Raw genomic sequence first — 17729 nt, 5'->3', positions numbered from 1 at the left:
CCGGGGCCCGCGTCCGCCGCGCCCCCGCCCCCCGTCATCCCCTGATCCGCCACAGTCCGAAAAGGAGCACAGCCATGCACATCCTCATGATCGAGTGCAACCCGAACGGGATCGCCGGTATCGCGAACGCCCTGGAACTGGGCCACGACGTCACCCTGGTCTCGGTCGACCCCGACTTCTACCTCAGCGTCTCGCCGCTGACCGAGGCCGCCTACGCCCACCCGAACTGCCAGGTCGTCAAGAGCGAGCAGGCCTTCTCCCTCGACGAGCTGACCGACCTGGCGCGCCGGCTGCACGAGGCCAAGCCGATCCACGGCGTCACCACGTACAGCGAGTACCACACCGTGCACACCGCCGCCGTCGCCGAGGCGCTCGGCCTGCCCGGCATGAGCGTCGACGGCGCCCGCAACGCCCGGCACAAGCACCTGACCCGCACCACCCTGGCCGGCACCGGCATCCGCCAGCCGCGCTTCGCGGTGGCCACCGACCCGGCCGAGGTGGAGGCCGCCGTCCGCGAGGTCGGCTTCCCCTGCGTGGCCAAGCCCTCCGACGGCACCGCCAGCCTCCACGTCCTGCACCTCAAGGACGAGGCGGACCTGCGCGAGTACCTCGCCGAGCTGGCCCAGGTCGCCGACTACGGGCGCGGCGTCGTGCGCATCCCGGAGATCGTCATCGAGGAGTTCGTCACCGGCGAGCTGATCTCCGTCGAGTCCTGCGTGCTCGCCGGGGGAGAGGTGGTCAACCTCGGCCTGACCGACCGCTCGCTCAGCGGGTTCCCGTACTTCATCGAGATGGGCCTCACCTACTTCAGCGGCCACCCGCTCCAGGAGGAGCTGTTCGCCGCCACCACCGCCGTGCTGAACGGGCTCGGCGTGGACTTCGGCTTCATCCACACCGAGTGGCTGCTCGGCCCGGACGGCCCGGTGCTGTGCGAGGTCAACGGCCGCCTGGCCGGCGGGATCGTGCCGACCCTGATGGAGATCACCTCCGGCGTGGACCCGTACCTGGAGGTCATCCGCCAGGCCCTCGGCGAGCGGCCCGAGCTGGCCTTCCCCCGTGAGACCACGGCCAGCGGCCACTGGTTCGGCTCCCCGGTCGCCGGGACGGTCGAGGCGATCGGCTTCGACGCCCTCACCGACCTGCCCGGCTTCCACAGCGCCCTCGGCTACAAGAAGCCCGGCACGGCCGTGAACCGGCTGTCCCGCAGCAACTTCGACTGGATCGGCCACATCATCTTCACCGGCGGCGACCGGGACGAGGCCGCCAAGCGCTGCCAGGACGGCCTGGACCGCATCGACCTGCGCCTGTCGGTCGAGGTGGCCCGGTGAGCGCGGCCACCCCCGAGCAGCGGCGGCCCGCCGTACTGTCGGGCGTGGCCGTCCCCGCCCTGGACGCCGAGGCGCTGTTCGACGTGACCGTCGAGGACGGGGTCTTCAGCCGGATCGAGCCCTCGGGCACCCGTCGCGGCGACGAGCCGGAGCTGTGGCCCGGCTACACCGAGACCCACGCCCACATCGCCCTGCCCGCCAACTTCGACGACACCGCCGAGGACCCGCGGATCATCGCCCTCCAGTACCTCTACCACGGCGTCACCCACGTGGTGGACATGTTCGGCTACCCGATGGTGGCCGACGCCTGGGAGGCCGGCCGGGCCGCTTCGGACCTGCCGTACCCCGAACTGGTCCACTGCGGCTACGCGGTGACGGCGATGACCAACGCGGCGGGCCTCTCCGGCCACGGCGTGGAGTTCCCGACCCCGGTGTACATGCTCGCGGTCGAGGCCGACCTCGACCAGGCGCTGCGCAACAACGCCGAGCGCGGCGCGACCTTCCTCAAGGTCATGTTCACCGACGGCACCGAGCAGCCGGGCTCCAAGGTGCGCTTCTCCCGGCTGTCGGAGCGGGTGCTGCGGTTCACCGCGCGGATCGCCGCCGAGCGCGGCATCACCGCGGTGATCGACTGCAACACGCTGGAGGAGACCCGCTGGGCCTACGACTGCGGCTTCCGGCTCTTCGCCCACACCGTCCGCGACCGCACCCTCGGCGACGCCGAGTGGAAGGACCTGGCCGGCGCCCGGTTCGTCTCCACCCTCTCCGGGCTGCGCCCGATGGTCATGACGGCCGACGACTTCCTCGCCGCGTACGGCCGCGAGGGCTTCGCCGAGACCCAGGACGTCCGCAACCTGGACGCCGTCCGCGGCCTGGAGCAGCCGTACGGGATCACCTACGGCCTCCAGGAGACCCGCACCGGCGCGCTGGGCGACATGCGCCGCAACGCGCTGGCCGCGCTGCGCGAGGGCAACCTGCTGGTCGGCACCGACTCGGGCAACACCGGTGCCTACCACGGCTACTCCCTGCTCGGCGAGCTCGACCTGCTGCGCGGGGACGACCCCTCGCTCGCCGACGCGCTGCGCCACCAGGCCACCGTCGGCGGCCGGCGCTACTTCGACGAGCTGCGCGGCGAGTCCGGCGCCGCCCACCCGATCAGCGTCGGGGCGCCGGCCACCTACAACCTGCACGCCCCGGGCCGGCCGCTCTCCGCGCTGCCCACCGCCACCGTCGTGCGGGGGACACCGATCGACCGCGAGGCGGTCGCCCGGGCCATCGCGGGGCTCCGCGCCGCCGCGGCGGCCGGCACGACGACGCACGACACGAAGGAGGGGGCGGCCCTGTGACCGTCGACCGCAAGCGGGCGCTGATCGGCGTCAACGCCGGCATCCTGCTCGCCAACACCGGCAGCTACATCTGGTTCCCCGTGCTGGTGGCCTCGCTCGGCGGGGTGGACAGCGGCTTCTGGGCCGGCGTCGTGATGGCCATGACGTACGTCGGGCGGCTGCTCGCCACCTTCTTCTACGAGGGCGTGGCGCTGCGCATCGGCATCCGCGGTGCGGTCTTCCTCGGTACCGCCCTGGAGGCGGTGGCGCTGGGCCTGATGGGCTTCGGCACCGGGGTGCTGGTCTACGCCGTGCTCGCCTTCTTCATCGGCTTCGGCTCCGGCACCTCCTTCCCCGGCCTGAAGAACGTCCTCGCCTCCTACCCCGACGACGAGCGCCCCAAGGCCTTCTCGACCTTCCAGATGGCCGGTCAGGTGGGCGTGTTCGGCGGCGCCATGCTGGGCGCCGTGCTCGCCGACGTCGAGCTGCGCACCCTGTTCTCGGTGGTGTTCGCGATCTTCCTCGCGTTCTGCCTGGCGGCCTCGTCCTTCATCCCCCGGGACGGCTTCCAGCCCCCGGCGCCGGTGGAGCCCGGGGCCGGGGCGGCGGCCCGCAAGCCGCTGTTCTCCACCGCGGTGTTCAAGGGCATCGACATCCGGGGCGCCACCCGCTACTTCCTGCTGTCGGCGGTGTTCTGGTTCCTGTCGATCGGCTTCATCGTCGGCATCCCGCTGCACATGGAGCGGTACGTGCCGCAGTGGGCGCCGTCCTCGCCGTTCTGGATCACCGGGCTGAGCATCCTGGTGCTCCAGTACCCGGTGTTCAAGTTCCTGATCGGCCGGTTCAGCCCGGCCGTGGTGATGGCGATCGGCCTCACCGGCATGACGGTGGCGTTCACCGCCCTCGGCGCGGGGCGCGGCGCGGCCTGGGTGGTGGTCGGGGCGCTGACGGTGGTGCTGGGCGAGATCCTCTTCGTGCCGTCCTTCGACATGTGGATCGCCCGCAAGGTCCCCGAGCGCCAACTCGCCAAGGCGATGGGGGCGATGCACTTCTTCCGCAGCGCCGGGAACATGGCCGGCTCGGTGCTCGCCGGTGTGCTGTTCGACCTGTCGCGCTCCGCCGGGGTGCCGGGCGCGAACTGGTACGTCGACGCGGTGGTGGCCGCCGGCTGCGCGGTGGTCTGCCTGGTGGGCCGGGCGGAGGGCACCGAGGCCGCGGCGGCCCAGGAGGCGGAGGCGGGCAGCTCGGACGCCGTGGGCGCCGCGTCCGCCTGACAGAACCCGAGCGGTCGCGCGTCGCGGGGCCGCGGACGGAACGAGAGAGAAAGAGACAGGAAAGAGCAGATGGCAGACATTTGCGTCATCGGCGGGACCCGCTACTTCGGCAAGCTGCTGGTGCGCCGGCTGCTGGCGGCCGGCCACCGCGTCACCCTCGTCACCCGCGGCCGGACCCCGGACCCGTTCGGGGACTCCGTCCGACGGCTGCGCGCGGACGTCAACCGTCCCGGCGAGCTGGCCGAGGCGGTCGCCGGGGAGCGGTTCGACGCCGTGGTGCACCAGATGTGCTACACCCCCAACGCCGCCGTGGAGGCCTGCGAGGCCTTCGGGGACCGGGCCGGGAAGCTGGTGCTGACCAGCACCATCGAGGTCTACAACCGGGACACCTTCCGCGGGCCGATTGCCGCACCGGAGTTCGGCGCGCTCGCCCGCGAGGAGGAGCTCGACCCGGCCGGCTACCCGTACGACCTCACCCTGCCCTGGCAGGACGACGACTACCTGGAGGCCAACTACGGCGAGGGCAAGCGCCAGGCCGAGGCCGCGGTGACCGACCGCGCCCGGGTACCGGTGCTGCTGGCCCGGGTGGCCCACGTGCTGGCCGAGGAGGGCGACTTCACCGGCCGCTACCGCTTCCACGTCGACCGGATCCGGGACGGGCGGCCGATCGTGGCCCACGCCGGGCCGGGCCGGACCTCGCTGGTGCGGGCCGAGGACGCGGCCGGCTTCCTCGCCTGGGCGGCCGTGAACGAGGTGACCGGCGCGGTCAACGTGGCCTCCCCGGACACCGCCGACGTCTACGATGTCGTTGCCTCGGTGGAGGGGGCGACCGGGCTGACGGCCCAGGTCATCGAGAAGGAGGACCCGGCGGGCGACCCCGACCTGTCCCCGTTCTCCTGCCCGGCCGACTTCGCGATGTCGGCCGACCGGGCCGCCTCGCTCGGCTACCGGTTCACCCCCATCGCCGAGTGGCTGCCCGCGCTCGGCCGGGCCGCCGCCGCCGACACCGATCCCACCACCGCCAAGGAGCAGTGATGTTCGACCTCATCGTCATCGTCAGGGTCACCGAGCCGGACGGCGTCCCGGCGGTCGCCGACGCCCTGGCCCGGATGCGGCCGCTGTGCCTCGCCGAGGACGGCTGCGTCAGCTGGGAGGCGTACCACTCGCAGGACGACCCGGGCCGCTTCGTCCTGGTGGAGCGCTGGGCGACCCGGGAGGCCTGGGAGGCGCACGACGGCGGCGACGCGATCCAGAAGGTCTACATCCCGGACATCCTGCCGCGGGTCGAGCGCGAGGTGCACCCCAGTGTTCCGGTCTCCGTGAGCGCCGGCTGAGCACCGGCTGAGCGCGCCGGCTGAGTGCACCGGCCGCGCCGGAGAACGGCCGTGGGCCCCGGCCCGCCCCTGGTTTCCAGGAGCGGGCCGGGGCCCACGGCCTCTACCGCGTACGGCTGTCGCGGCGCGGTCGGTGCGGCGTACGGCGGCCCGTCAGATCCGGTCGCAGGCCTGCGCCCGCAGCGCGCGGGCCAGGTCGTCCCGGCGCTCCAGCACCAGGCGGCGCAGCGCCGGCGCGGCCTGCGGGTGCCCGGCCAGCCAGCCGTCGGCCTCGGCCAGGGTCTGCTCGGAGGCCTGGGCGAGCGGGAAGAAGCCGCCGACGATCCGGATCGCGATCTCGATGGTCCGGTCGGCCCAGACCCGCTCCAGCAGCTTGAAGTACGGCGCCGCGTAGAGGGCCGTCAGGTCGCGCTGGGAGGGGATCGAGAAGCCCCCGGTGTTGGCCTCGACCAGGGCGCTCGGCAGCTCGTCCGAGTCGATCACGGCCGACCAGGCGGCGGCCTTGGCCTCCGCGGTGGGCCGGGCGGCCAGGCACTGGGTGTGGTGCCGCTTGCCGCTCGCGGTGTTGTCGGCGGCCAGCTCGGCGTCGAGCTCCTCGTCGGCGGCCTGGCCGGCCGCGGCCAGCGCCAGCCACAGCGACCAGCGCAGGTCCTGGTCGACCTCCAGGCCGTCGATCCGGGCGCTGCCGGACAGCAGGCCGCGGACCAGGCCGAGGTGCTCGGCGCCGCCCGCGGTCTGGGCGAGGAAGCGGGCCCAGGCCAGCTGGTGGTCGCTGCCGGGGACGGCCTCGCGCAGCTCGCGCAGGGCGCCGTCGGCGAGCAGCCGGCCGCCCTCGCCGCGCCAGGCCGGGTCGGCGTACAGGTCGACGGCGGTCTTGGCCTGGGCGTGCAGCGACTGGAGCACGCCGATGTTGCCCTCCTGGCCGGCGAAGCGCAGCACCAGGGCGACGTAGTCGCGGGCCGGCATCAGGCCGTCCCGGGTGAGGTTCCAGACCGCGGACCAGGTCAGCGCCCGGGCCAGCTCGTCACGGATCTCGCCGAGGCCGGCCCGCAGGTTCTCCAGCGACTCCTCGTCGAAGCGGATCTTGCAGTAGGTCAGGTCGTCGTCGTTGAGCAGCACCAGCGCCGGTCGGGGCAGGCCGGCGGCCTCGGTGACGACGGTCCGGGCGCCGGTGACGTCCAGCTCGATCCGCCCGGTGCGCACCAGGGCGCCGTCCGCGTCCCGGTCGTACAGGCCGACCGCGATCCGGTGCGGGCGCAGCACGTCGCCGTCCTGGAGCACGGCCAGCTCGGTGATCCGGCCCTCGGCGTCGGTGGTGACCTGCGGGGTGAGCGCGTTGACCCCGGAGGTCTGCAGCCAGGCGGCGGCCCAGGCCTTGAGGTCGCGGCCGCTGGTCTCCTCCAGCACCTCCAGCAGGTCGCCCAGCTCGGTGTTGCCGAAGGCGTGGCGCTTGAAGTAGCGGCGGGCGCCCTCGAAGAACGCCTCCGAACCGACGTACGCCACCAGTTGCTTGAGGACGGAGGCGCCCTTGGCGTAGGTGATGCCGTCGAAGTTGAGCTTGGCGTCCTCCAGGTCCCGGATGTCCGCGGTGATCGGGTGGGTGGTGGGGAACTGGTCCTGCCGGTAGGCCCAGGCCTTGCGCTGGTTGGCGAAGGTGACCCAGGCCGAGGAGTAGCGGGTGCGGGCGCCGATCAGGCCGTAGGAGCCCATGAAGTCGGCGAAGGACTCCTTCAGCCACAGGTCGTCCCACCAGCGCATGGTGACCAGGTCGCCGAACCACATGTGCGCCATCTCGTGCAGGATGACGTTGGCCCGGGCCTCGTACGCGGCGTCGGTGACCTTCGAGCGGAAGACGTACTCCTCGCGGAAGGTGACGCAGCCGGGGTTCTCCATCGCGCCGATGTTGTACTCGGGGACGAAGGCCTGGTCGTACTTGCCGAAGGGGTACGGGTAGTCGAACTGCTCGTGGAAGAAGTCGAGTCCGAGCTTGGTGACGCCGAGGATCTCGTCCGCGTCGAAGTACGGGGCCAGCGACTTGCGGCACATCGCGGAGAGCGGGATCTCCAGCGCGGTGCCGTCGGCCAGTTCGCGGCGGTAGTGGTCGCGGGCGACGTGGTACGGGCCGGCGACGACGGCGGTGAGGTAGGTGGAGATCGGCCTGGTCGGCGCGAACTCCCAGGTGCGGGCGCCGTCCTGCTCGGTGACGTCCTCGTGCGGGGCGTTGGAGCGCACGTCCCAGGCGGCCGGGGCGGTCACGGTGAAGGTGAACGGGGCCTTCAGGTCGGGCTGCTCGAAGTTCGCGAACACCCGGCGGGCGTCGGCCGGCTCGTAGTGGGTGTAGAGGTAGGTCTCGCCGTCCACCGGGTCGACGAAGCGGTGCAGGCCCTCGCCGGTGCGGCTGTAGGCGCAGTCCGCCTCGACGGTCAGCACGTTCTCGGCGGCGAGGCCGTCGACGTGCACCCGGGCGCCGTCGTAGGCGGTGGCCGGGTCGAGGGCGCGGCCGTTGAGGGTGACCGAGCGGACGGCGGGGGCGAGCAGGTCGAGGAAGGTGTCCGCACCGGGCTGGGAGCAGCGGAAGGTGACGGTGGTGGTGGAGCGGAAGGTGCCGGCCTCCCGGTCCGGGGCCGAGGTCACGTCCAGCCGGACCTGGTAGCCGTCCACGGCCAGGATGCTGGCCCGCTGCTGCGCCTCGTCGCGGCTGAGGTTCTTGCCCGGCACGGCGGTACTCCTTTGTCCGGCTCGCACGGTGGTGCGCCTGTGGGTGGTGCGGTCTCGGCGCGGGGTGTGCCCCGCGCACGCGGGGTCATCCTTTCACGCCCCGCGGCGTCAGTACCATTGCACAGGCCGCCGCGTTCGCACCGGAATCAGCGGTGCGGGGCGGGTGTTGGCGTTCCCGGGGCGGAACTCCTCCGTGTCCCGGACCACCTCACGAAGGGCACCCGCAGTGACGACTGCCGCTGAGCGCAAGACCGCCGACTTCTGGTTCGACCCGGCCTGTCCGTGGGCGTGGATGACCTCCCGCTGGCTGATCGAGGTCCAGCAGGTGCGTCCGGTCGACGTGCGCTGGCACGTGATGAGCCTGTCGGTGCTCAACGAGCACCGGGACCTCCCGGAGAACTACCGGGAGCTGCTGGACAACGCCTGGGGCGCGGTGCGGGTCTGCGTCGCCGCCGCCGAGCAGCACGGGCCGGAGGTGCTCGGCCGGCTCTACACGGAGCTGGGCGTGCGCTTCCACAACCAGGGCCTGCCGCAGAACCGGGAGACCGTCGAGGCCGCCCTGGTGGCCGCGGGCCTGCCCGCCGAGCTGGCCGCCGCGGCCGACACGGACGCGTACGACGAGGCCCTGCGCGCCTCGCACCAGGAGGGCATCACCCTGGTCGGCGAGGACGTCGGCACCCCGGTGATCGCGGTCGAGGGCGCGGACGGCGAGCGGGTGGCCTTCTTCGGCCCGGTGGTCACCCCCGCCCCGAAGGGCGAGGCCGCGGCCCGGCTGTGGGACGGCACCCTGCTGGTGGCCTCCACCCCGGGCTTCTACGAGATCAAGCGCACCCGTACGGCCGGCCCGTCCTTCGAGTAACGGCGCCGGACACGCGGCAGGGCCCGGTACCGCTCGGTACCGGGCCCTGCCGCGTGCGCGGGGAGGTCAGCGGAGCGCGGCGGCGTCCCGGCGCTGCTTGAGCAGCCCGGCGACGGTGAGCGCCGCGACCAGCACGCCGGCCGCGTACAGCTGCTGGCGGTTGCCCTCGGTGGTGGTCATCAGGGCGAGGATGCCGGCCACGGCGGCCATCGCGATCCAGGTCAGGTACGGGTAGCCCCACATCTTCACGGTGAGCAGCTCGGGGGCCTCGCGCTCGAGCCGGCGGCGCATCCGCAGCTGGACCACGCAGATGAACAGCCAGACCACCAGGATCGCCACGCCGGTGGTGTTCATCAGCCAGGTGAACACGGTGTCCGGCCAGAACTTGGCGGCCAGCACGGCGCCGAAGCCGAACAGACAGGAGGCCAGGACGGCTCTGCGCGGCACCCCGCCGCCGACCTTGGCCAGCGCCTTGGGGCCCTGGCCGCGGCCGACCAGCGAGTACGCCATCCGGGAGGCGCCGTAGATGTTGGCGTTCATCGCGGACAGCAGCGCGACCAGCACCACCACCTGCATGATCAGTCCGGCGGCGGGCACCCCGAGGTGGCTCAGCACGGTGACGTACGGGCCGTCCGCGACGACCTTCGGGTCCTTCCAGGAGACCAGGGTGACCACCAGGGCCATCGAGCCGATGTAGAAGATCGCGATCCGCCACACCGCGGTGCGCACGGCGTTGGCGACGTTCTTCTTGGGGTCGTCGGACTCGGCGGCGGCGATGGTCACGGTCTCCAGACCGCCGTACGCGAAGACCGAGGCGAGCAGGCCGACGATCAGCCCGCTGACGCCGTTGGGCAGGAAGCCGCCCTCGCCGGTGAGGTTGTGCGCGCCGGGGGCGCCGGGGCCGATCACCCCGGCGATGCCGAGCCCGCCGAGGACCAGGAAGGCGATGATCGCGGTGATCTTGATGGCGGCGAACCAGAACTCGAACTCGCCGAAGTTCTTCACCGCGGTGAGGTTGCTGGCGCAGAAGAAGGCCATGAACAGGGCGACCCAGACCCAGGCGGAGACGCCGGGTATCCAGCCGTTGACGATCTTCCCGGCGGCGGTGGCCTCGGCGGCGACGCCGCAGCAGAGCATCACCCAGTACATCCAGCCGGCCGTGATCCCGGCCCAGGGGCCGATCTCCTTCTCGGCGTGCACCGAGAACGAGCCGGAGGCGGGGCGGGCGGCGGACATCTCACCGAGCATCCGCATGATCAGCATGACCAGGAGGCCGGAGAGCACGAACGCCAGGATGATCGCCGGGCCGGCGGCCGCGATGCCGGCGCCGGAGCCGACGAAGAGGCCGGCGCCGATCACGCCGCCGAGGGCGATCATGGACAGGTGGCGCTGCTTCAGGCCGTGGGTGAGCTGCTGGCCACCCGGCGCCGGGGCCGCGGCCGGTCGGGTGCCGTCGGGGGTCCCGGGCGCCGTAGGGGCGGAAGTGGGGGCCATAGGGGTGGTTCCAGACTGTGCGGTATGCGACATGAGCTGTCCAATATCCGGCGCCGCCGCTGTCCATGCCAAAGATGATCGGTTCGGGCCCAGTATGCGGACCATGCCGAAACCCAAAGTGATCATGTTGTGACCAGGGGTTGTCCCGAGTCGGTTCCGACAACGCCCGAGGGCGGGGGTTTGTCCGAAACCGTGCCGTTCGCCCAGTGGATCACCGCGTAGGTTCACAGGTGTTCACTCACCTGGACTCTCACGGAGGAGCCCCGATGGCCACTGCCACCACCCCGATACCGCGCCGCGCCGTCCTCGCCGACCTGCTGCCCGCCGCCTCCACCCGCCTCGGCGCCCAGGCCCGCGACCTGGCCCTGGTGGCCGGCGGCGCCGCGCTGACCGGCGTGGCCGCCCAGCTGTCGGTCAACGTCCCCGGCTCGCCGGTCCCGGTCACCGGCCAGACCTTCGCCGCCCTGCTGGTCGGCACCGCGCTCGGCACCCGCCGCGGCGCCGCCTCGCTGGTGCTGTACCTGCTGGCCGGCATGGCGGGCCTGCCCTGGTTCACCGGCGGCGCCACCGGCTGGGCGTTCCCGACCTTCGGCTACGTGCTCGGCTTCGTCGTCGCCGCCGCCCTGACCGGCGCGCTGGCCCGCCGCGGCGCCGACCGCACCCCGGTCAACACCGCCGTCACCATGGTCCTCGGCAGCCTCGCCATCTACGCGGTCGGCGTCCCGTACCTCGCCCTGTCGCTGCACGTCCCGCTCGCCCGCGCCGCCGAGCTCGGCCTCTACCCGTACCTGGTCGGCGACGCCCTCAAGGCCGCCCTCGCCGCCGGCGCCCTGCCGCTGGCCTGGAAGCTGCTCGGCCGGCGCTGACCACCCCCGCCGCGCCGACCGCTCCCCGCCGGCGCCCCCGTTGTCGGGCCCGGGCGCACGCGCATGCCACACTCATGGCATGCGCGTGTACCTGGGCTCAGACCATGCCGGATACGAACTGAAGAACCACCTCGTGGAGTGGCTCAAGGGGGCCGGCCACGAGCCGGTCGACTGCGGGCCGCACATCTACGACGCCGAGGACGACTACCCGCCGTTCTGCCTGCGCGCCGCCGAGCGCACCGCCGCCGACGAGGACGCCCTGGGCATCGTCATCGGCGGCTCGGGCAACGGCGAGGCGATCGCCGCCAACAAGGTCAAGGGCGTCCGGGCCGCGCTGGCCTGGAGCGCGCAGACCGCCGAGCTCGGCCGTCAGCACAACAACGCCAACGTGATCTCCATCGGCGGCCGCATGCACACGGTCGAGGAGGCCACCGGCTTCGTCGAGGTCTTCCTCAAGACCCCCTACAGCGGCGAGGCCCGGCACACCCGCCGGATCGAGATGCTGAGCGAGTACGAGACCACCGGCGAGCTCCCGCCGATCCCGGCCCACCACCCGCAGGGCTGATCCCGCCACCCACCCTCTCCGGCGGCCGGCCGCACGCTCCCGTGCGACCGGCCGCCGCCGTCTCCGGGCCCCCGGAAGCGCGTGACGCGCCCGGAACGGCCCCGCGCCGCCTGTGGGATCGGCCACAGGCCCCCGCGCGCCGGAATCCCCGCGCGCGGGGCGCACGCGCCGCCCGCACGGTTCGTACGCCCAACCCGCGCAGGCCTCCTGACGGCACGCCCGCAACCGTTCCGATCGGCCGAAACCCGGTGGACGCCCCGCGCTCCGGCGCCACCGCCCGCCCCCGTCCCGTCGACGCCGGGCGGTGCCCGTGGATAGGGTCGGACCCCATGGCTGGCAGAGCGCCGGGCACACCGCCCCAGACGACTGCGACGAGGCCCGGCGCCGCCCCGGCGTCCGAGTCCGTGACGGCCCGGTTGCGCAAGAGGCTCCGCCGGGTCCGCCGAAGGCTGCGCACGGCCGGGGTGGACTACTTCCGCGGCGGCGCCGCCGACTGGCCGGTGCTCTGCGCGCTCGCCCTGCTCGTCCCGCTGCTGATCATGCTCAACATCTGGATCCCCGGCTGGGCCCCGCCCACCTCCCTGGTCCTGCCGATCCTGGCCGGCGCCCTGCTGCTGCGCCCCGGCAGCCTGGTGGTGCTCTACGCGCTGGCCGCCCTCGGCCTCTCCTCCGAGTCCGTGATCCACACCGGCCAGCGGGTCGCCAGCAACAACCCCGAGGCGTACCTCTACGGGGTGACCCCGGGCGCGGCCCTGGTGGTCGGCGCCGCCGGCGTGGGCGGCCTGCTGCTCGCCCAGTTCCGGGCCCGGGTCGGCGTGCCCTGGTGGGGCGGCTCCACCATGCTGTTCGACTTGCGCGAGCGGCTGCGGGTGCAGAGCCGGGTGCCCGAGCTGCCGGACGGCTGGCACGCGGACATGGCGCTGCGCCCGGCCGGCGGCCAGTCCTTCTCCGGCGACTTCGTGGTCGCCGCGCGCACCGGCCCCGGCCAGCGGCTGCTGGAGGTGGTCCTCGCGGACGTCTCCGGCAAGGGCATGGACGCCGGCTCCCGCGCCCTGCTGCTCTCCGGCGCCTTCGGCGGCCTGGTCGGCTCGCTGCCCGCGCACGACTTCCTGCCCGCCGCCAACGGCTACCTGCTGCGCCAGTCCTGGGAGGAGGGCTTCGCCACCGCCGTCCACCTGGTGCTGGACCTGGACACCGGCGAGTACGAGCTGCTCTCGGCCGGGCACCTGCCGGGCATGCAGCGGCTGGCCGGGGAGGGGCGCTGGGAGGTGAAGCAGGCCGAGGGCCCGCTGCTGGGGATCTACGACGGCGCCAAGTTCGAGGGCGTGCGCGGCCGGCTGAACCGGGGCGACGTGCTGATGCTGTGCACCGACGGCATGGTCGAGGCGCCGGGCCGGGACCTCGGGGAGGGCATGGACCGGTTGATGGGGGAGGCGGACCGGCTGGTGCCCGGCGGCGGACCCGGCACGGGCGCGGGCGCCGCGGGCGCGCTGATCGAGACGGTCGCCCGGGACATCAACGACGACCGCGCCGTGCTGCTGCTCTGGCGCGACTGACGCCCGCCGACGCCCGCCCGGCCCCCGTCGCCGGGGCACATGCCGGAGGCAGCCGCGGCTGTCAAGCCTGGCAGCTGATCTTCAGCCAAATCGGACGCCCCGTCGACTGACCGGACCACTGGCTTCCGTTACCCGCCCCCGACGGTTTCCCGGCCGCTCAGCACGGCCCCGCCGACGATTCGTCAGGACGGCTCCGCTATCGTCCCGGTCGGCGGAAACTCGTCTCGCATCGCAAGATATCGGCGTTGGGCTGACTTTCAGACCTTTACGCAATCGGCACGGTCGACCACACTGAGTCCGGGCGGGACTGTTCAGGATTCGGGGGATAGGGGGCGTCACGTGCGGCACGACAGACAGCGGTCGACCGCGGGCTCCCTCACCGGCGGTGTGCCGGACGGTCCGCGATTCCGCCTCGGGACCGTCGGACAGGCCGGGGTCCGGCTTTCGCAGGTGCCGCCGGGCGGCGGCACCACGCTATGAAAACGAGGAAGTGAGTCCGGGTGGCACTCTCCGTCTCCGCACTGGTCCTGTTCGCGATCCTGTGCATCATCTTCATCCGCAACAAGCAGATGAAGATCCCGCACGCGATCGTCGCCGCCCTGTTCGGCTTCATGCTGCACGAGACCACGGTCGCGACCTCCATCAACTCCCTGCTGGCCAACCTCGCGCACAGCATCTCCGGCATCACCGGAGGCTGATCCGGCCGGGCCGTCCGCACCCCCGCCGCGGGGCTACCGGCCGGCCCGTCTGGCTTCCCGCCAGCGAGCGAACAGTCCCCGGGGGCGCGCGGCCGCCGGGGCCGGGACACGCATCGGTGCGGGTGCCACGGCACCCGCCGACGTGTGCCGCCCCGACGCCGCCGGCTCGGCCGTCAGCAGGACGAACAGCCGGGCCCAGCACAGCCGTTCACCCCGCGGCCAGTCCAGCGCGCGCAGCGCCGCCGAGGCCGCCTCCGACACCTCGCCGCCCACCCGGACCTCGGCGACGTCGTCCCCCGCCTTGCCGCCCAGGAAGAGCTTGACGCCCACCGGCCCGGTCCCGGTCAACTCCGCGCGCAGCGCGGGCGCGAGCGCCGGCAGCACCCGGTGCTCGGCCAGCCAGCCCGCCAGGTGCTCGTTGCCGAAGCCGAACACCGCGGCCGGCCCCTGCACCGCCCGCCAGCCCGGGAGTTCGGGCAGGGCCGGGCGGTCGGCGTGCACCCCGCGGCCCTCCGCGAACTCGACCAGCACCGGGGCGGTGGTGGTCGCCCACATCTTCACCGCGTTGGCGAGCTTCTCCTCCTCGGTCTTGCCGAGGCCGGCCGCGCAGTCCCACACCACCGGGGCGTCCGCCCGGCCCAGGTGCAGCACGAAGCCGAGGTCCACGTGCCCGGCGCCGTCGTCCCCGGGGTGCTCGCGGACCGCCACCGCCGTGGTGCCGGGGCCGCGGACCACCTCGCCGTCCGGGCGGAACACCTGGCCCAACCGCGCCATCTCGCGGACCACACAGCGCTGTATGACGGCCAGCCGCTCCTGAGGACCCACCGGGACTCCTCCACCTCGGGAGCGCGCGGATGAGGTCGCGCTCGAACTCCGCTCGAACGCCGCCGAGGCTATCGGCCTGGCAGCCCACCGGGAAACCGTGCGGACCCCGCGGCCCTCCGGTCGCGGAAATGTCCGGCATACCCCACTTTGGGCAGCGGAACCTGAAGGCCGTCCGCCCGGAGGACCCGCATGCCCCGCAGTACCGCCCCGCCCCCGCCCGTCCTCCTCGCCCCCGGTCCGCCGCCGTTCGGCCCCGCGGACTCCGGACTGGTCGCCGAGATCGAGGCCTACCTCGCCTCGCTGCCCGCCCCCGCGCGCACCCCGGTGCCGTACGTCTGCCCGTACGGCAGCACCATGCGGCCCTGGCAGGCCGGCCACCCCGAACCCCGGGCCACCCTGCTCGACCGGGCGCTGGGCCGGCCCGCCCGGCCCGTCCCGGTCGCGGCGGCCGACCACCTCAGGCTCGCCTCCCGCTACATCGGGGCGCACGGCTGGCTCCAGGGCGCGATGTGGGACGGGGCCGGCCGGGTCTGCCTGCTCGGCGCGCAGGCCGCCGTGCTGGCGCACGGCTACGGCACCCCGGCCACCGTGCGCACCGCCCGGGTCCAGCTGATGGAGGTGCTGCACGCCACCGGCCGCCCGGCGCGCTCCCCGGACGAGTACAACGACCGCCCGACCACCCGGGAGGGCGACGTCCACCAGCTGCTGGACCGGGCCGCCGCCCGGGCCGCCCGGCTCGGGCTCTGAGGCCCCGCGGCGCCTCCGGGGAGGCCCCCGCGACGCTTCCGGGGGCTTCCGGGTGGGAAAACGTCGACGGCCCCGGTGTGCTGGGCACACCGGGGCCGGACCGGAGAGCGGGCGACGAGAATCGAACTCGCGTGACTAGTTTGGAAGACTAGGGCTCTACCATTGAGCTACGCCCGCACGACCTTCCCAGCCGTCACCGGCCGGAAGTTCGGGGGACAGCCTACCTGGTCCGGCCGCCCGCGTGCACACCGGATCGCGCACACCCCCTGCGCGCCCGCGCGGTATATCCCGCGTCGCGCCCGGGCGGATTTTGTCGGCGAGCCGCCCAGGCCCGGCGTGTACGCTTCCTCTCGGCACCACGGGGTGTGGCGCAGTTTGGTAGCGCGTCCGCTTTGGGAGCGGAAGGCCGTCGGTTCGAATCCGGTCACCCCGACAGTGCGGCAGGGTCTCGTCCGTAGGGGCGGGGCCCTGTTCTGTCTCGGCGCTCCCGGACGGCGGTACGGTGGCGCCTGGCGTCCGCCTTTGGTGGTACCGGTAGGATGGGGCGCTGGCGGTAGTCCCTGTGGCGTCAACCCAGGTCAACCGCACGAGGGCGAGGAGTCAAGCTCACCGTCCACCCCACGGGAGATGCAGCTCCAACCGCCCATCGCCCGTCTCGTCCGACCCCCCTTCCGGCTCCGTCCGGACGACGGGGACGGGCGGAGACAACCTGACCGCAAGCCCCTAGGAGACCTAACCGTGAAGAGCGCCGTCGAGACTCTGAACCCGACCCGGGTTCGACTCACCGTCGAGGTGCCCTTCGAGGAGCTCAAGCCCAGCCTCGACGCGGCGTACAAGAAGATCAACCAGCAGGTCTCGGTCCCGGGCTTCCGCAAGGGCAAGATCCCGAACCGGGTCATCGACCAGCGCTTCGGCCGTGGCGCCGTGCTGGAGGAGGCCGTCAACGACGCCCTGCCGCGCTTCTACACGCAGGCCGTCGACGAGGGCAAGATCGAGGTCCTCGGACAGCCCGACATCACCAACATCGAGGGTGTCGAGAAGATCGCCGATGGCGGCGACCTGAAGTTCACCGCCGAGGTGGACGTTCGTCCCGAGGTCACCCTGCCGGAGTTCTCCTCCATCGAGGTGACCGTCGACCCGATCGCCGTCTCCGACGAGGACATCGAGAAGTCGCTGGAGCAGCTGCGCGAGCGCTTCTCCTCGGTCAAGGACGTCGAGCGCGCCGCCGCCGCCGGTGACATCGTGGTCGTCGACCTGGTGGCCAAGGTCGACGGCGAGGTGCCGGAGGACGGCACCGCCAACGGCGTCAGCTACGAGATCGGCTCGGGCCGTCTGATCGACGGCATCGACGAGGCCGTCATCGGCCTGTCGGCCGGCGAGGAGAAGACCTTCGAGACCGAGCTCAAGGGTGGCACCCAGGCGGGCAAGACCTCCGAGGTCTCCGTCACCGTCACCGCCGTCCAGGAGAAGGAGCTGCCCGAGCTGGACGACGAGTTCGCCCAGCTGGCCAGCGAGTTCGACACCCTGGAGGACCTGCGCGCCGACTCCCGCAAGCGCCTGGAGCGCATGAAGGAGTACGACCAGGCCACCCAGGCCCAGGAGAAGGTCCTGGACGCGCTGCTCGCGCTGGTTGAGATCGAGTACCCCGAGAAGCTTCTCAAGGACGAGGTCGAGACCCGCAAGCACAACGTGGAGCACCACCAGCTCCAGCCGATGGGCCTCACCATCGACGCGTACCTGGAGACCCAGGGCAAGACCCGCGAGGAGTGGGACGCGGAGATCGAGGAGCAGGCGAAGAAGGGCATCAAGACCCAGTTCGTCCTGGACCAGATCGTCGCCAACGAGGAGCTGGGTGTTAACCAGGAGGAGCTCACCGAGCACCTCATCCGCCGCGCCGCCGGCTCGGGCCTGACCCCGGACCAGTTCGCGCAGCAGGTCGTCCAGGGCGGCCAGGTTCCGCTGCTGGTCGGCGAGGTCGCCCGCGGCAAGGCGCTGGCCACCGTGGTCGAGGCCGCCAAGGTCGTCGACACCGAGGGCAACGAGGTCAACTTCGACGACGAGGACGAGACGGCCGAGACCGTCGAGGCCGCCGCCGAGGAGACCGCCACCGAGGAGAAGACCGAGGCCTGAGCGCCCCGGT

At 72.9% G+C, this 17729-nt stretch carries 15 protein-coding genes and 2 tRNA genes; 13 read left to right on the top strand and 4 right to left on the bottom strand.

All coding sequences use genetic code 11. The features are described 5' to 3' along the window. Nucleotides 1-74: 74 nt before the first annotated feature. The 5 genes from ACFVXH_RS24670 (at nt 75) to ACFVXH_RS24650 (ending at nt 5261) form a co-directional block, all read left to right on the top strand. A complete protein-coding gene (locus ACFVXH_RS24670; protein ID WP_049648966.1) occupies nt 75-1328 on the top strand; it encodes an ATP-grasp domain-containing protein in 1254 nt (417 codons plus the stop codon). Further along, complete coding sequence (locus tag ACFVXH_RS24665; protein ID WP_387827186.1) at nt 1325-2674, top strand: hydrolase; 1350 nt, start codon at nt 1325-1327, stop codon at nt 2672-2674. The genes ACFVXH_RS24670 and ACFVXH_RS24665 overlap by 4 nt, the downstream gene beginning before the upstream one ends. After that, a complete protein-coding gene (locus ACFVXH_RS24660; protein WP_380782125.1) occupies nt 2671-3927 on the top strand; it encodes an MFS transporter in 1257 nt (418 codons plus the stop codon). Before ACFVXH_RS24665 ends, ACFVXH_RS24660 begins: the two co-directional genes overlap by 4 nt. Nucleotides 3928-3996: 69 nt before the next feature. After that, complete coding sequence (locus ACFVXH_RS24655; protein ID WP_387827183.1) at nt 3997-4962, top strand: NAD-dependent epimerase/dehydratase family protein; 966 nt, start codon at nt 3997-3999, stop codon at nt 4960-4962. Further along, nucleotides 4962-5261: a putative quinol monooxygenase gene (locus ACFVXH_RS24650; RefSeq protein WP_049648963.1), complete on the top strand. Its 300-nt coding sequence runs from the start codon at nt 4962-4964 to the stop codon at nt 5259-5261. Before ACFVXH_RS24655 ends, ACFVXH_RS24650 begins: the two co-directional genes overlap by 1 nt. Before the next feature lie 153 nt (nt 5262-5414). Here ACFVXH_RS24650 and pepN read toward each other — a convergent pair whose 3' ends face one another. Next, nucleotides 5415-7979 carry an aminopeptidase N gene (gene pepN, locus ACFVXH_RS24645; protein ID WP_049648962.1) on the bottom strand — a complete coding sequence of 855 codons (2565 nt, stop codon included), beginning with the start codon at nt 7977-7979 and terminating at the stop codon, nt 5415-5417. Nucleotides 7980-8205: 226 nt separating this feature from the next. Between pepN and ACFVXH_RS24640 the strand changes: the two genes are divergently transcribed. Then, complete coding sequence (locus tag ACFVXH_RS24640; protein WP_074000681.1) at nt 8206-8838, top strand: DsbA family protein; 633 nt, start codon at nt 8206-8208, stop codon at nt 8836-8838. A 66-nt stretch (nt 8839-8904) separates the two neighbouring features. Here ACFVXH_RS24640 and ACFVXH_RS24635 read toward each other — a convergent pair whose 3' ends face one another. Then, the gene (locus tag ACFVXH_RS24635) at nt 8905-10332 is read right to left on the bottom strand and encodes an amino acid permease (protein WP_387827178.1); all 1428 of its coding nucleotides are present in this window, start codon (nt 10330-10332) and stop codon (nt 8905-8907) included. A gap of 266 nt (nt 10333-10598) precedes the next feature. Between ACFVXH_RS24635 and ACFVXH_RS24630 the strand changes: the two genes are divergently transcribed. From ACFVXH_RS24630 to ACFVXH_RS24615, 4 genes are all read left to right on the top strand, one after another. After that, nucleotides 10599-11198, top strand: a complete 600-nt coding sequence (locus tag ACFVXH_RS24630; protein WP_074000683.1) for a biotin transporter BioY — start codon at nt 10599-10601, stop codon at nt 11196-11198. Between the two features lie 79 nt (nt 11199-11277). After that, nucleotides 11278-11763 (top strand): ribose-5-phosphate isomerase, encoded by a 486-nt coding sequence (locus ACFVXH_RS24625; protein WP_049648958.1) that lies wholly within the window; start codon nt 11278-11280, stop codon nt 11761-11763. Between the two features lie 329 nt (nt 11764-12092). Continuing rightward, nucleotides 12093-13319, top strand: a complete 1227-nt coding sequence (locus ACFVXH_RS24620) for a PP2C family protein-serine/threonine phosphatase (protein ID WP_079271718.1) — start codon at nt 12093-12095, stop codon at nt 13317-13319. Nucleotides 13320-13819: 500 nt separating this feature from the next. Next, nucleotides 13820-14017 carry a hypothetical protein gene (locus tag ACFVXH_RS24615; protein ID WP_049648957.1) on the top strand — a complete coding sequence of 66 codons (198 nt, stop codon included), beginning with the start codon at nt 13820-13822 and terminating at the stop codon, nt 14015-14017. Nucleotides 14018-14050: 33 nt separating this feature from the next. Here the strand turns inward: ACFVXH_RS24615 and ACFVXH_RS24610 are convergent, their stop codons facing one another. Further along, complete coding sequence (locus ACFVXH_RS24610; RefSeq protein WP_387827173.1) at nt 14051-14842, bottom strand: DUF6348 family protein; 792 nt, start codon at nt 14840-14842, stop codon at nt 14051-14053. Nucleotides 14843-15031: 189 nt separating this feature from the next. Here ACFVXH_RS24610 and ACFVXH_RS24605 point away from each other — a divergent pair, with 189 nt between their 5' ends. Next, complete coding sequence (locus tag ACFVXH_RS24605; protein WP_387827170.1) at nt 15032-15589, top strand: hypothetical protein; 558 nt, start codon at nt 15032-15034, stop codon at nt 15587-15589. Nucleotides 15590-15695: 106 nt separating this feature from the next. On the opposite strand, the gene ACFVXH_RS24600 is transcribed toward ACFVXH_RS24605, so the two are convergent. After that, a tRNA-Gly gene (locus tag ACFVXH_RS24600) sits at nt 15696-15766 on the bottom strand. Nucleotides 15767-15948: 182 nt separating this feature from the next. On the opposite strand from ACFVXH_RS24600, the gene ACFVXH_RS24595 reads away from it, so the two are divergent. Both ACFVXH_RS24595 and tig read left to right on the top strand, forming a co-directional pair. Next, a tRNA-Pro gene (locus ACFVXH_RS24595) sits at nt 15949-16022 on the top strand. A gap of 305 nt (nt 16023-16327) precedes the next feature. Continuing rightward, nucleotides 16328-17719 (top strand): trigger factor, encoded by a 1392-nt coding sequence (tig, locus tag ACFVXH_RS24590; RefSeq protein WP_074000685.1) that lies wholly within the window; start codon nt 16328-16330, stop codon nt 17717-17719. The last annotated feature ends 10 nt before the right edge of the window (nt 17720-17729 follow it).

The sequence above is a fragment of the Kitasatospora sp. NPDC058184 genome, assembly GCF_042883725.1.
Taxonomy (GTDB): domain Bacteria; phylum Actinomycetota; class Actinomycetes; order Streptomycetales; family Streptomycetaceae; genus Kitasatospora.
Note: the sequence above shows the minus strand (reverse complement) of the source record. Positions and strands in the feature narration are given on the sequence as shown.